General features: G+C 67.8%; 13 protein-coding genes and 1 tRNA gene. 4 read left to right on the forward strand and 10 right to left on the reverse strand.

Features of this window, described 5'->3' with window-relative positions:
• Positions 1-3 precede the first annotated feature (3 nt).
• On the forward strand, positions 4-1077 hold the full coding sequence (locus IBL26_RS11750) for an ABC transporter ATP-binding protein (RefSeq protein ID WP_187784674.1): 1074 nt from the start codon (positions 4-6) through the stop codon (positions 1075-1077).
• 504 nt (positions 1078-1581) lie between these two features.
• Here IBL26_RS11750 and IBL26_RS11755 read toward each other — a convergent pair.
• The 3 genes from IBL26_RS11755 to IBL26_RS11765 all read right to left on the reverse strand — a co-directional run bounded on the left by IBL26_RS11755 (position 1582) and on the right by IBL26_RS11765 (position 4698).
• Positions 1582-2715: an FAD-dependent oxidoreductase gene (locus IBL26_RS11755; RefSeq protein WP_187784675.1), complete on the reverse strand. Its 1134-nt coding sequence runs from the start codon at positions 2713-2715 to the stop codon at positions 1582-1584.
• Between the two features lie 292 nt (positions 2716-3007).
• Positions 3008-3844, reverse strand: coding sequence for an aldose epimerase family protein (locus IBL26_RS11760; RefSeq protein WP_187784676.1), 837 nt, complete (start codon positions 3842-3844; stop codon positions 3008-3010).
• A 5-nt stretch (positions 3845-3849) separates the two neighbouring features.
• On the reverse strand, positions 3850-4698 hold the full coding sequence (locus IBL26_RS11765; RefSeq protein WP_187784677.1) for an NAD-dependent epimerase/dehydratase family protein: 849 nt from the start codon (positions 4696-4698) through the stop codon (positions 3850-3852).
• A 292-nt stretch (positions 4699-4990) separates the two neighbouring features.
• Here IBL26_RS11765 and IBL26_RS11770 point away from each other — a divergent pair, with 292 nt between their 5' ends.
• From IBL26_RS11770 to IBL26_RS11780, 3 genes are all read left to right on the forward strand, one after another.
• Entirely contained in the window at positions 4991-6367 is a 1377-nt protein-coding gene (locus tag IBL26_RS11770; protein ID WP_187784678.1) for an amidase, read from the forward strand.
• Between the two features lie 71 nt (positions 6368-6438).
• A tRNA-Arg gene (locus IBL26_RS11775) sits at positions 6439-6515 on the forward strand.
• Positions 6516-6626: 111 nt separating this feature from the next.
• Entirely contained in the window at positions 6627-6881 is a 255-nt protein-coding gene (locus IBL26_RS11780; protein WP_206684207.1) for a hypothetical protein, read from the forward strand.
• Here IBL26_RS11780 and IBL26_RS11785 read toward each other — a convergent pair whose 3' ends face one another.
• The 7 genes from IBL26_RS11785 to IBL26_RS11815 form a co-directional block, all read right to left on the reverse strand.
• The gene (locus tag IBL26_RS11785) at positions 6882-8414 is read right to left on the reverse strand and encodes a terminase large subunit (protein WP_206684208.1); all 1533 of its coding nucleotides are present in this window, start codon (positions 8412-8414) and stop codon (positions 6882-6884) included.
• A 77-nt stretch (positions 8415-8491) separates the two neighbouring features.
• Positions 8492-8899, reverse strand: a complete 408-nt coding sequence (locus IBL26_RS26110) for a phage terminase small subunit P27 family (protein WP_187784679.1) — start codon at positions 8897-8899, stop codon at positions 8492-8494.
• Positions 8900-8908: 9 nt separating this feature from the next.
• Positions 8909-9340: an HNH endonuclease gene (locus tag IBL26_RS11795; RefSeq protein WP_187784680.1), complete on the reverse strand. Its 432-nt coding sequence runs from the start codon at positions 9338-9340 to the stop codon at positions 8909-8911.
• A 2-nt stretch (positions 9341-9342) separates the two neighbouring features.
• On the reverse strand, positions 9343-9735 hold the full coding sequence (locus tag IBL26_RS11800) for a hypothetical protein (RefSeq protein WP_187784681.1): 393 nt from the start codon (positions 9733-9735) through the stop codon (positions 9343-9345).
• A gap of 13 nt (positions 9736-9748) precedes the next feature.
• The gene (locus tag IBL26_RS11805; protein WP_187784682.1) at positions 9749-10933 is read right to left on the reverse strand and encodes a phage major capsid protein; all 1185 of its coding nucleotides are present in this window, start codon (positions 10931-10933) and stop codon (positions 9749-9751) included.
• The gene (locus IBL26_RS11810; protein ID WP_187784683.1) at positions 10933-11466 is read right to left on the reverse strand and encodes an HK97 family phage prohead protease; all 534 of its coding nucleotides are present in this window, start codon (positions 11464-11466) and stop codon (positions 10933-10935) included. The genes IBL26_RS11805 and IBL26_RS11810 overlap by 1 nt, the downstream gene beginning before the upstream one ends.
• Positions 11459-12709: a phage portal protein gene (locus tag IBL26_RS11815; protein ID WP_187784684.1), complete on the reverse strand. Its 1251-nt coding sequence runs from the start codon at positions 12707-12709 to the stop codon at positions 11459-11461. Before IBL26_RS11815 ends, IBL26_RS11810 begins: the two co-directional genes overlap by 8 nt.
• Between the last annotated feature and the right edge of the window lie 134 nt (positions 12710-12843).

The following is a 12843-nucleotide window of genomic DNA, read 5'->3' on the forward strand; positions in this document are numbered from 1 at the left end:
CGCATGTCCGCCCCCTATCTTGAACTCCGTGGCCTCGGCAAAAGCTATGACGGGCGCACGCGCGCGCTTGATAACGTCTCCCTCACAGCGGCCAAGGGGGAGTTCATTACCTTCCTCGGCCCCAGCGGTTCCGGCAAGACCACCACGCTGATGCTGGTGGCGGGATTCGAGAGCGCCAGCGAAGGCGATATCCTCATCGAGGGCCGTTCGATCGGCCGGGTACCGCCGCACAAGCGCGGCATCGGCGTCGTGTTCCAGAACTACGCGCTGTTCCCGCACCGCGCGGCGGCGGAGAACGTCGCCTTCCCGCTGCTGATGCGGAAGATGCCCAAGGCCCAGGCCATGGCCAAGGCGGCCGAGATGCTCGGCCTGGTCGGGCTGGAGCGCTTCGGCGGGCGCTACCCGCGGGAAATGTCCGGCGGCCAGCAGCAGCGCGTGGCCCTGGCGCGCGCCCTGGTGTTCGACCCCGCCCTGCTGCTCCTGGACGAACCTTTGGGCGCGCTGGACAAGAACCTGCGCGAGCAGATGCAGATCGAGATCAAGGCGGTGCAGCGGCGCCTCGGCGTCACCACCATCTTCGTCACCCACGACCAGTCGGAAGCCATGGCGATGTCCGACCGCATCGTCGTCTTCGATGGCGGGCGCATCCAGCAGGTGGGCGCGCCGCTGGATATCTACCGCTACCCCAGCAGCAGCTTCGTCGCCCGCTTCGTCGGCGACAGCAACATCCTGGCCGCCCGGCTGACCGACCCGGCCGGTGGCCAGGCCGAGATCGCCGGCATCGGCACCGTGCGCGTGCCCGCCCTGCCCGCCGCCCGCGCCGGCGATGCCATCGAGCTGCTGCTGCGACCGGAATGCCTGAAGCCAGGGTCGGGGCTGGACAATGCCGCCCGGCTGACCGTCGACGTCATCGTCCATTTCGGCGACAGCGCCCTGGTCACCGGCCATGCTGGCGGTACGCCACTCCGCGCGCGGCTGGAAGGGCTGGCGGCCCAAGGCATCTCGGCCGGGGATACATTGCCGCTGAGCTGGGCGACTTCGTCCAGCCATGTCATCGGGCGTGACGCAGCGGGGTGAGGACGAGAAGGCCGGGGAAGGAATTCCCCGGACCCCTTCTTTCTTCTGCGAGTCTTTCGGGTGTGGATGTGGGGGCGTTGGCCATTCTGGGTCAGACCTGGGTTACGCCGGAGATCCTTGCTCATGACCGCATCCACCGGTCCTGAAGCCCGTCGCCCTCTGACAGAAGAAAGATGGCGTAAACGTATACGTTTACGCAGAGGAATTCTTTCTCCTGACCTTATCTCCCCGTCGGATGTCGATCCAGCCTGGAGCATTGTCTGTTCGCACAAGCTCACTTCAATGCTCTGGCTTGTTGTTTTGAAGAGCGTCTTACTCCATCAGGCGATTCTACCTGATGGAGATCTGCTTCAGACCTCCGACGACTGACGGTTCAGCCCGCGTGGCCTCCTTAAATATCATCAAAAAGAGCGCCCGCTCGTGAACTGAGGCGTGACAATGGACTCGCAGAAGAAAGAAGGATCAAACCTATAGGTTTGATGGGGAATTCTTTCCCCAGCCTTCTCAAACCTCCGGCAAAAGCCCAGGCGCTGGCGCGGCTTCCCCCGCTGCCCAGGCCGGCAATGCGGCGGCCAGGGCGGGGTTGCCGGCGGCGGCGGCCACGGCCCGGCCGAGCACTGCGCCGAATTTGAAGCCGTGGCCGGAGAACCCGCTCATGACGAAGGACTTGTCGCCCAGGGGCTCGACGACAAAGCGCTCGGCGGCCTCGACGTCGTAGTAGCAGGCGCGGGCGTTCAGGACGCGGTAGGCGCCGGCATCCGCCAGCCGGGGACGGGCCAGGGCGAGGATCTCCTCGGCCTCGGCGGCGGTGGCTTCGCGCGGGTCGTTGGCGTCACCGCTGCGGCTGAAGCGATGGTCGCCGATTTTCAGCGGCGTGCCGGCCACCGGGGGCACGGCGTAGAAGCCGCCCTCTTCGGAAAGGTCCAGCAACATGGGGGCAGCTTGCCAGGCGGCCTGCCAGGCCGGCGGCGGCTCCAGGTAGACGATGATCTGGCGGGAGGGCACGACGCGCGTGGCGAGCCCGGGCAGGAAACGCGGTGCCCAGGGGCCGGCGGCCAGCACCAACAGGTCGGCCTCAAGTGTGCCGCCATCCTCCAGCACCAGGCGGGCGCGGGCGGGGTCGGCCTCCACGGCGCGGGCGCGCAGGAAGGTGACGCCGCGCGTGGCGAGGTGCCGGGCCAGGGCCGCGACGATGCGGCGGGCCAGCAACACGCCGCCTTGCGCCATGACCAGCGCGTCACCGATGCCCGTGGGGTGCAGCATGGGGTAGCGGACGGTCAGGGAGGCGGGGTCCAGGTCCTCGCACGGGTAGCCGCCCTGGCGCAGCGCAGTGCGGCTTTCGCCCAGCCAGCCGGCCGGGCCGGCGGCGACGGAGAGCACGCCGGTCTGCACGTAAGGACGCTCACCGATATCGGCGAACAGAGTGTCCCACGCGGCGTAGGCGGCATCGACCATCCGCATGTAACCGGCCTGGGCGCCATAGGCGTGCCGGATCAGCCGGTGGTCATCGACGCTGGAGCCCCTTGGGTTGGGGATCTCGTCCTGCTCGACAACGGTGACGGACCACCCGGCGCGGGAGAGCCCCCAGGCGGTGGAGAGGCCCATGATCCCGGCCCCGAGGACTAGCGCGTTCGGCATGTGGGCAGGATGGACCCTGACGGGCTTTGTGGGAACGGGGCGTTCGTTGGGGGCTGGGTCCTTGAGAGGGGCGCCGCCCCTCTCAAACTCTCCCCGCCAAAGGCCTGAGGCCTTTGGAAACCCGGGTTTCGGGCGCCTCCGAGCGAAGCGGGTCGTCCAGAACGTTGCGCGTCTTTGAAATGATCCTGCTCGCGCCGGCAAACTTGCCGCGGGTGCGGAGGATCGCATCCCTGCCGGAGGAGCCCGAGGGGGCAGCGCCCTCTCGGTCTACCGGCAGCACACCGTCCAGACGTCACCCGACGCGCAGGACGATGCGCCCTTCCAGCGACTCGCCAGGTGCCAGCACCCGCATCGGCCCGAAGGCCGCCAGGGCCGGGCGGTTGATGGCGTCGGGCACGTGGCTGACCGGTTCCAGGCACAGCACCGGGTTGGCTTCCGGCGCGAAGAACTGGATGTTGTGGGACCAGTCGCCAATGGCTTCCAGTGTCAGCGTCAGGTCCGGCCGGCGCAGCACGGCGATGCCGTTCCAGCCGGGGAAATGGTCGTCGATGCCCAGCCATTCGGTGTCAGGGCCATCGATGCCCAGGCTGGGTCGCTCCGCTACCGGCAGCTTGCGTGCGTCCCGCAACAGGATGTGGCTGGCGGAGAAGCGCACGGCGGTGCCGGGTGGCCGGGCGAACCAGGGGTGCCAGCCGAAGCCCATCGGGCAAGGTGCCTCCCCCACATGCTCCAGGTGCAGCGCCATGGTCAGGCCGCCCGCCGCCAGGGAGACATCCAGCTGGGCCACGTAGTCGAAGGGCGGCTGGCGCAGGCTCTGGCGCAGCACGGCATGGGCGGGGCCAGCGTCCCGCACCGTCCATGGCATGGCGCGGGCCAGGCCGTGCAGCGCATTGCCTTCGGAGGGGTGGGTGATGGGGAACATGTAGCGCTCCCCCGCCCAGGGAAACAGGCCACCATCCAGCCGGTTGGTCCAGGGCAGCATCCAGAAGGCGCCGGCCGGGGTGGTATTGGGGTCGCGCCCCGCCAGCGGTTGCAGGATGGCGCGGCCATCATGCTCCAGCGTGGCGAAGGCGGCGCCCTGGGCGGGCAGCAGGCTGGCCTGCCAACCGCCCGCCTGCAGGTGCAGCATCCGGCTTATTCGTCCAGGTCGAACGCGTCGCGCGGGCTGGGCTGGCTGCGGCTGTAGCTGTTGCCGGTGTAGCCGCCGCCCTGGTAGCGCTCCACCACCGGGTTGCCGGAGAAGATGTTGCCCACCTTGTCCTGGAAGGCGTCGGAGCTGTCCTGCGGCTCCCAGCCGATGCGGTCCCGATGGTCGGCGCCCCAGAAGGTGGTGGCGTTCTTGCTGGCGCCCCAGACGACGGCGTGGCCGACCTTCGGCGCCTCGATGAACGCGGCGCAGAGCCGGGCCAGGTCCTGGAAGGACAGCCAGGTCGAGAGCATGCGGGCGTCGATCGGCTCCGGGAAGCTGCTGCCGATGCGGACGTTGAGGTTCTCCACCCCGTGCTTGTCCCAGTACAGCCGACCCATCAGTTCGCCATAGGCCTTGGAGAGGCCGTAGAAGCTGTCCGGGCGGAAGGCGCAATCGGCGTCCAGCTTGGCCTCGTTGCCGGTCGGCCGTTCATGGAAGCCGATGGAGTGGTTGGAGCTGGCGAACAGCACCCGCGCACCCTCCCGCCGGGCGGCCTCATAGACATGGTACATGCCGCGCAGGTTGGGGCCGAGCACCACCTCGAACGGCAGGTCCACCGAGGCGCCGCCGAAATGCAGGATGGAGTGGCAGCCTTCCGCCAGTTGCAGGATGGTGACGCCGTCGTTCAGGTCCGCCTTGGTGAAGGTGGCGCCGGGCGGCAGGTCATCCGGGAAGGGGGTCAGGTCGGTCAGGCGCAGGGTGTAGCCCTGGGCCGCCAGTTCCCGCGCCAGGACGCGGCCCAGATTGCCGGAGGCGCCGGTGAGCAGGATGGGCTTCTGTTGCGGGGTGGTCATGGGCGGGCGTTCCCTCGGTCTCTTCGGTGGGGCGGGTGGCTTGCGGGCCGCCGCTGGTGGACCCCATGCGGCCGCCCGGGTGGAGCGGCGCCATCACCGGGCCGGACGGCACCATGCCGAGGCTGCGGCTGGCGGACAAGGCCAGCCACAGCGGTTGAATGGCCGATGGGCGGGAATTCATCCGATGTCGTGTCGTCGTATGACGAAATGGCGTTGCGGTGCCCCCCTTGCCGGAAGGGCCCGCTGCCCGCAGCATCGGCCACGCTTCGCAGCCAAGAGGTCTTTGCCCGCCATGTCCCAGCCCGCCCCCGCCCCGCAGCCCCGCTCCCTCGTCGAAGCCGCCGATGCGCTGGCCGGCGGCCGCACCACCGCCGTCGCCCTGGCCGAGGCCGCGCTGGCGCGCATCGCCGACCCGGCTGGCGAGGGTGGGCGGGCCTTCGTGGCGGTGCAGGCGGAGCAGGCGCTGGCGGCCGCCCGCAGCATGGATGCGCTGCGCGCCGCCGGGCGGGCGCCCAGCCGCTGGGCCGGCATCCCCATCTCGGTGAAGGACCTGTTCGACCAGGAAGGGGTGCCGACGCGCGCCGGTTCCGTCGCGCTGAAGGACGCACCGCCCGCCACCGCCACCGCACCCGTGGTGGCGCGGCTGGAGAAGGCAGGCTTCGTCGTGCTGGGGCGCACCAACATGGTGGAGTTCGCCTATACTGGGCTGGGCGTGAACCCGCATTTCGGCACCCCGCGCTCGCCGTGGGACCGGGCGACGGGGCGGCTGCCGGGTGGCTCCTCCTCCGGCGCCGGGGTCGCGGTGGCGGATGGCATGGGGCTCGGCGCGCTGGGCTCGGATACCGGCGGCTCCTGCCGCATCCCGGCGGCGCTGTGCGGCGTGGTGGGCTACAAGCCGACCGCGCGGCGCGTGCCGCTGGAGGGCGTGCTGCCGCTCTCCCCCAGCCTGGACAGCATCGGGCCGCTGGCCAACACCGCAGCCTGCTGCGCTGTGCTGCACACGCTGATGGCCGGGGCGGAAACCGCCACCCCACCGGCGGTGCGCAGCGTCGCCGGCCTTCGCTTCGGCGTGCCGGAGGCGAGCTTCCTGTTCGAGGGGCTGGAGCCCGCCGTGGCCGCGGCCTTCGAGCGTACGCTGGCCCGGCTGGCCGCCGCCGGTGCCTTCATCGAGCGCTTCGCCATGCCGGAACTGGCGGAGATCCCGCGCGCCAATGCCACTGGCGGGCTGGTGGCGCCCGAGGCCTATACCTGGCACCGCACGCTGATGGAGACGGCCGGCAGCGCCTACGACCCGCGCGTGATCGCCCGCATCCAGCGCGGCGCCAGCATGACGGCGGCGGACTACGTGACCGTGACGCGGGAGCGCGCGCGGATCATCGCCGCCGCCGAACCGCGCACCGCGCCCTACGACGCCGTGCTCTGCCCCACCGTGGCGCTGACGCCGCCAGCGATCGCCGAGGTGGAGGACGAGGCGGAATACGCCCGCATCAACCTGCTGCTGCTGCGCAACACCGCCGCCTTCAACTTCCTGGACCGGTGCAGCATCAGCCTGCCCTGCCAGGCCGAGGGCGAGGCGCCGGTAGGCCTGATGCTGAGCGGCGCGCATGACGGCGATGCCGCCCTGCTGGCCACCGCCACCGCCGTGGAGGCCGCGCTGCGCGCCGCATAGTTTTGCCGGAAGGGCCTGCGGTGGGGGCTTCCCCCCCGCCGCCCGACGGGCTAAAGGGGGAGCCCTGGCGTGGACCCGTAGCTCAGCTGGATAGAGCGCTGCCCTCCGAAGGCAGAGGTCGAAGGTTCGAATCCTTTCGGGTCCGCCAGTCTTTCCAACGACTTAAGCGGCTACAGCGCCTGCATCTAAACGGCGCCGGAAGCACCACGGAAGCGGATGCGGCTGGCGCACCTGCTTTTATGTCATGGAGCATCACCCAGTGGCTGATAAAGAAATGAACGAAATCCGTCTTCGCCTTCATCAAGCGGAGGCGGGCCTGACATATTCGCTTGAGCGTTTTGGGGATAAGCTGTCGGCTGAGCAAGGTTACGACAACATTGATGGCATCGAAGCTGTCAGGCTTTACTTGATCCGCACTTACCATTGGACACCATCTTACGTTAAGTCGATGGCTGCGGAAGATATGAGGTTTGTGCTTAACGTTGAGATGAAGGGCTTTACCTTCCGAGACTAGCTAGACGAACAACAAACCCTCTGGCCGCGCTCCAGGCACTTGGTAAATCATCGGCCCGGTCTGGCTCGCCAGCGCCCGGCCAATGGCCATAGCCACAGCGGCAGCACCGTCGATCTTCCCCATCGCCTTTGCCTTGCTGAATTTGATGTTGCCGGCGGCGTCCTGCTCCACGCGGATGTTGGTCAGGTTCCACCGCAGCACCGGATCTTGGCCGGCATAGAACTGCCGCCCTAGGATAGCCCGCTCGATCTCCTTGCACGGCGCTGACATGGAGGCGAAGCCCTGGCCGAACTGCGCCACCGGCAGTTGATGCTCTTGGAGGCGCTGCAGGAAGTTCAGGGCGCCCCAGCGGTCCACCGCGATTTCCTGCACAGATAGCTCGCCGCAAAGGTCCACTAGATCCCGCAGGATCTGGTCCTGGTCGATGCTGTTGCCCTCGGTGACCACCAGCCGGCCGGAAGCCTCAAACTCGGCGTAGGGCTGATTGTCAGCCACTCGCCGCCGGTACTGCTCAGCGGGGCAATACTGCCGCCCCCAGACCAGCCAGCCCCCTTCCCCATCCGCTGCCACAGCATAAACAGCTGCCAGATCCGACACGCTGGCCAGGTCAACGCCCACATAAACCGGCTTGCCTGCCAAGTCGGATAGCTCCACCGGCCGGCTGTCGCCCTGGTCATAGACGGCCATATCCACCCACGTGACGGCGGCGCTATCGCTCCAGATGTTCAGATAGAGCCGCTTAAACATCTCCCGCTGGCTGGGGATCTCGGCCGCGCGCTTGGCCGTCATGCGCATCTCGTCCAGGCTGCGGAAGCCGGCGGCTAGGGCAGGATTGACCGCCTGCCACACCGCCTCATCCTGCCAGTCGCAGTCGTGCGGTGCCTGATAGAGCACCGGCAGGAAGGTCTCGTCCTCGACCTCATCGCGCTCCACCTTCAGGGCGTACTCGTATAGCTCCCAGGCAAGGTCGCCGCGGCCATGGCCGGCCGTGGTGGTGACGACCGACAGCGGGCAGAGCCGCTTGCCCATGGAGGAGACCAGCACCTCCCACAGTTCCCGGGTCGGCCAGGCATGCACCTCATCCGCCAGCAGCATGGACACGCTCAAGCCGTGCTTGCTGTAAGCCTCATGGCTGATGGCCCGATAGGTGCTCTCGGACTTCGGATGGCTTATCAGCTTGCGGCTGTCCACGATGCGCGTGGCGGCAGTCAGGTGCGGATCGGCACGGATCATGCGGGCGGCGCCGTTGTAGGCGATGCTGGCCTGTTCCCGATCGGCAGCGGCGCTGATCACCTGGCCAGCGGCGTCCCGCTCCGGCCCCATCATTCCCAGCAGGGCCAGGGCGCTGGTGAGGGTCGTCTTCCCAGAACCGCGGGGTAGCAGCATGAACACCGTGCGGACCTTCCGCAGGCCGGTCTCGGGATGCACGTCTCCGAACACCTTGCGGACGATGCGCGCCTGCCAGGGGTGCAGGGTGAAGGGCTGGCCGGCAAGCGGTCCTTCAGTGTGACGCAGCTTCTCCACGAAGCGCACAGCGCGCTCACCATGGCCCAGAGGGTCGGGGATCTCGCCTTCCAGGAAGCGAGACCCAGCGAGGCAGCCGGCGGGGGTCAACCCAGCATTCCTTCCCAGGGATCAGACACAGCCGGGGCGTCTGGCTGCTTACCACCCTTCCGGTGCGGGGTAAGCCCCAGCTCCGAAGCCAGAAGGCGAGCCTCACGCATGGCCGCAGACTGGATGCGGAAGGCCGGGTGCATGGTCGGCCCCTTCTCGGTCTGGATGAAGCGGCCATCCTGCTGCATGGCCTCCTCGCACTCACGGATAGTCCCGACAGCCACGCAGTAGCTTTCTAGGCTGGCCTGAACGTCACGGGACAGCAGGCCGCGCTGGTGAAGCTCAGGGGCGGCACGGCTCCACTCCGCACGGGCGTGCGCGGCCAGCCAGGACGGGGCTCCGGGGCATCCAGAGGGGGCTACATCGCCAGTGATGACAGCCAGTTTCGGCTTCCTGCCCTTCATCTCAGAACCTCATTTCCCGGGAAACCCCAATTTCGGTGGCGTCGCGCGCGGTGCTAGGGGCGCGGTCTCCGACCCTGAGGTCTTGGATTGTTGCCCCCCTACCCCCCTGGAGCGATTGAACCGGGCCGTGACACCACGATGGCAGGGTGAGCACAGCGGCCGGGTATTCGAGCGCACCAGGCGCAGCTCCGGGCGGAACCGAAGCGGCTGGATGTGGTCCACCTCAGTGGCAGGGACGGTGCGCCCCTGCGCCGCGCAGATGCGGCACAGCGGCTCTTCGGCCAAGACACGCTCTCTCAGTGCGCGCCAGTCGCGGTCATAGCCACGGGAAGCAGCACTTCCCGCAGCTTTGTCCCAAACCTTCTCGCACTCTGGGCAGCGCCGGCCGGTGAAGGCAGGATGGCCCGGCTTCGAGCAATAGCGCGGCGCTGCCCAAGGCATGGTCAGGCCACCGGCACAGCAGACGGGTTGCCGCGCACCACCTGCACACTGGACAGCGCGCCAGTGGTGGCGCTGGCCACGGTCAGCACAGGGCGGATGAACCTCTTGTTGCCGATGTAGCTTACGCGCTGTACCGCGTTCTGCCCCGCTGCAGAGGAGACGGTCGAGAAGCTGCCCGCCATGTCGATGGCGGCCACATCGGTCCACCCGCTGGTGCCGTTGTCACTCTCCTGCAGCTTCGGCGTGTGGGTGCCATCAGTCCAGGCACCGAACGTCACCAGCGCTGCAGCCGTGCCGAAGCCAAGCAGATCCACAGCCGTGCCATTGGCGTTGGTGTTACGGGCAGCCGGCGGCAGGGCCAGAGCCGGGCTTATGTTGTAGGACAGGTCACGCATGATCGTTCTCCTCTCAGCTCGCCGCGATCTTCAGCTTGCGCAGGGCTTCGGCCTTGGCCACGCCACCAGCCACACGACGGCGGCCGTGGAAGCGGGTCATGCCGTTGGTCGCCTGGCTATAAGGGTCGCGCAGGATGGACAGCGCGATGCGGTCGAAGATCCGATAGCCCTGGCCGAAGTCACCGAAGACGATCGGCGTCGCACCAGCCGCGGGGTCCGGCATATCCGGCATCTCCACCACAGGGCGGCCCAGCAGCGTGGTAGCAGGCGCACCAGCAAGGCCGGCGGTCTGCAGCATGTACGTGCCCGTGGTGTCCTTCATCTTGCGGGCAGTGGCCAGCGTGTTGCTGTTCATCGCCCACACCGCATTTGCCCGGTAGGCGGTCGGAACGGAGTGATAAAGGTCCAGCAGGTTGTCGGCGGTGAAGGTAGAGGCGCTGCCACTCACGCTGACCGGGATGGACTGATCAGCCATGAAACCCATCGGCCGCAGCGCGCCGTCGCCATTGACAAACGCGGCACCCTCGGCCCGACCGAACTCTTCCGCGAACTCAAAGGACAGTTCCGCCGAGATATCGAAGGCGCTGTCTTCGAGCAGGACATTGGACACGTCGACCCAGCACGCGATCTCGCGCACTTCATAGCGGCTCTGCCCGAAGGTCACCGTGGTCTCAGGCCGCGGCTGGATCTCACCTACCCACTGCGCCGTCATGCCGCCGGTACGCTTCGGCAGCGTCACAGCGCCCACGGAAACCGGGGTCACGCGCGCCACAGAGCGGACAGGCGAGAAGGCCACGACATTGCGCTGGATCTCGGCAATGAACTGGTCAGGCGCCAGGTAGCCGCCGGCCGTATCATCGGACACGCGCAGGACGCGGATTTCCGGCGCCGCCAGAGCTTCCCGACCTCGACGCAGGAAGGTGGCGAAGGCGCGGGTTTCCACTTCCGTGCCCTGCTTCTGATCCTGCCCAGCACCCGGACGGCGCAGCACCGTCTCGGTGCGGTCTAGACGGGAGCGCAGTTCAGTCAGGGCGGTGTCGAGGGTGCCCAGGCGCTCGTCGGCGCTGGCGGTTAGGCCCTCAACAGCAGAACGGATCTCGGCCAGATCATTGGCGGAGCCGTACTCTTCACCGTCGGGTGCATTGCGGGTCTCCCAGCCGGTGCGCAGATTGACGCCCGGCGATGCAAAATTGTGCATCACTTGTTCCTTAGCTTGCCAGCGCACTGGCGGATGAAAGCGGCAAGCCCGGCCGCCTCGGGGTGGAAGGGAGCAGAGCGGACGCTGGCCACACGCGCGGCAGCCTGCGCCGGGCGAGAAACCAAGCTGATCTCAATCAGCTCCATCTCATGGACGATCCGGCCGCCCGGAGCAGGGGCAGCGCGAACGGTTTTGAAGCCGATGGACAAACCATCAATGGCCTGCGCCTTCAGCATGGCGTGCGCGTCGCGGCCGGCGGTGCTGTCCATCACCAGCGTGCCGGTGACGTGCAGGCCCGTGGCGTCCTCGCGGATCTCGCTCCAGACACCGACAGGGCGGGCAGGATCATGCGCCCACAGCATCAGCGGGCGGGTACCGGATGTTTGATGCGCAGTCAGCGACTTGGCGAAGGCGCCACGCTGCACAACATCGCCGTACAGATCGCGCTTGCCCCACACGGCGGCGTAGCCGCTGATGGTGCCGGTTTCTTCCGGTGCGAAGCGGGTCTCTACGCCAGCAGATTTCTCAAGCATCGATGTCGCCCCCCGTCTTCCGATCGACGGGCGCCGAGTTGACGGGGCGAGTGAACACCTCGCCGCCGGCATAGGGGCTGCGGTTCTCCATGGCGCGGATCTCGTTGGGGTTGAACACACCGGCTGCCACCGCCTGGCTGTAGGCCGTGAAGCGCGCCGCCAGATCGGCACGCGCCAAATCGTCCACCAGGAACTCGACATAGAGGCCGTTGCGGCGCTCCTCCGGCGTCAGCAGTGTCAGACGCAGCGCGTCCTGCCATGCACGCAGGATCGGCAGCAGTGTGAAGGTCAGGAACTGGCGGCCTAGCTCTTCGGCATTGCTGTGCGTCACCCGGTCGAGATCGGCCAGCAGGTGCAGCGGCACGCGCCACACGCGGGCGATCTCCTGGAGCTGGAACTTCCGCAGCTCCAGGAACTGCGCATCCACAGACGAAAGCTGCAGCGCCTCGAAGGTCAGGCCGCTTTCGAGGATGGCAGTCTTGCCAGCGTTCGCCCCGCCCTGATGCAAGCTCTCCCAGCTGGCCCGCAACGTGGCGCGCTGCTCCGGCGTCAGGAAATTCGGTGCCTTCAGCACGCCAGCCGGACGGGCGCCACGGCCAAACAGGCCCGCGCCGTGCTGCTCCAGCACCAGTGACAGACCGATAGCTTCACGCGCCAGCAGCACCGGGCTGTCGCCCTGATAGAGCCCAGCGCCAACGCCGCGGATGTGCAGGATCTCGCTGCGCCCATAGCTGCGCCGCTGGCCGCCGGCGTCAGTGACCGTATAGCTGGGCTCCATGGTCACGGCATCGGCGCTGACAGAGACGCGCCGGCTTTCAAGCGGGATCAGTTCCTCAACGCTAGCGGGGCCACGACCGACCCAGGCGTAGGCGTTCCCGTGCAGCGCTAGCTGCGTCTCCATGATCAGCCGGAACTCGCTGGCCGGCGTCCATGGATTGGCAGCATCCGACAGCAGCACTTCAACCGGGTGATCATCGGCGCGCTCGCGGCCACCGTCAGGGGTACGTCGGTAAAGGTGGATCGGCAGCTGAGAGACGGTCTCGGCCAGCACCTTGATGGCGCCGAACACAGCCGTACAGCGCATCGCGGTTTCAGGAGAGACAGAGACGCCGGCTGCTGTGCCGCCCGTGCTGCCCAACAGCAGCGCGGTCCAGGCATCCTTCAGCGTGCCGGAAGCGGCCCGGCTTTCCGGGGCAGAGAACAGGGCCTTGATGCTGCCCAGCAGGGGATTGATGCGCGCCATGTCTGGCAGCGCTACCGCTCGCCACCCTATCACGACAAGGAGAATGAAATGATCTAAGCTATTGAATTTGGCGTGGAAAAGCGCGGAAACGCGTGTCTGCGCCGCCCGTCTCTAGGTTCGCCTCTCAACCACAG

Origin of the sequence: Teichococcus aerophilus (genome assembly GCF_014490485.1) — a bacterium.
Taxonomy (GTDB): domain Bacteria; phylum Pseudomonadota; class Alphaproteobacteria; order Acetobacterales; family Acetobacteraceae; genus Pseudoroseomonas; species Pseudoroseomonas aerophila.

What these genes read in the sequence shown, in the direction of transcription:
- IBL26_RS11770 (WP_187784678.1), top strand. Translation starts at nt 4,991, where the DNA reads ATGTCCCAGCCCGCCCCCGCCCCGCAGCCCCGCTCCCTCGTCGAAGCC.
- IBL26_RS11755 (WP_187784675.1), bottom strand. Translation starts at nt 2,715, where the DNA reads ATGCCGAACGCGCTAGTCCTCGGGGCCGGGATCATGGGCCTCTCCACC.
- IBL26_RS11750 (WP_187784674.1), top strand. Translation starts at nt 4, where the DNA reads ATGTCCGCCCCCTATCTTGAACTCCGTGGCCTCGGCAAAAGCTATGAC.
- IBL26_RS11805 (WP_187784682.1), bottom strand. Translation starts at nt 10,933, where the DNA reads ATGCACAATTTTGCATCGCCGGGCGTCAATCTGCGCACCGGCTGGGAG.
- IBL26_RS11760 (WP_187784676.1), bottom strand. Translation starts at nt 3,844, where the DNA reads ATGCTGCACCTGCAGGCGGGCGGTTGGCAGGCCAGCCTGCTGCCCGCC.
- IBL26_RS11800 (WP_187784681.1), bottom strand. Translation starts at nt 9,735, where the DNA reads ATGCGTGACCTGTCCTACAACATAAGCCCGGCTCTGGCCCTGCCGCCG.
- IBL26_RS11815 (WP_187784684.1), bottom strand. Translation starts at nt 12,709, where the DNA reads ATGGCGCGCATCAATCCCCTGCTGGGCAGCATCAAGGCCCTGTTCTCT.
- IBL26_RS11795 (WP_187784680.1), bottom strand. Translation starts at nt 9,340, where the DNA reads ATGCCTTGGGCAGCGCCGCGCTATTGCTCGAAGCCGGGCCATCCTGCC.
- IBL26_RS11765 (WP_187784677.1), bottom strand. Translation starts at nt 4,698, where the DNA reads ATGACCACCCCGCAACAGAAGCCCATCCTGCTCACCGGCGCCTCCGGC.
- IBL26_RS11810 (WP_187784683.1), bottom strand. Translation starts at nt 11,466, where the DNA reads ATGCTTGAGAAATCTGCTGGCGTAGAGACCCGCTTCGCACCGGAAGAA.
- IBL26_RS26110 (WP_187784679.1), bottom strand. Translation starts at nt 8,899, where the DNA reads ATGAAGGGCAGGAAGCCGAAACTGGCTGTCATCACTGGCGATGTAGCC.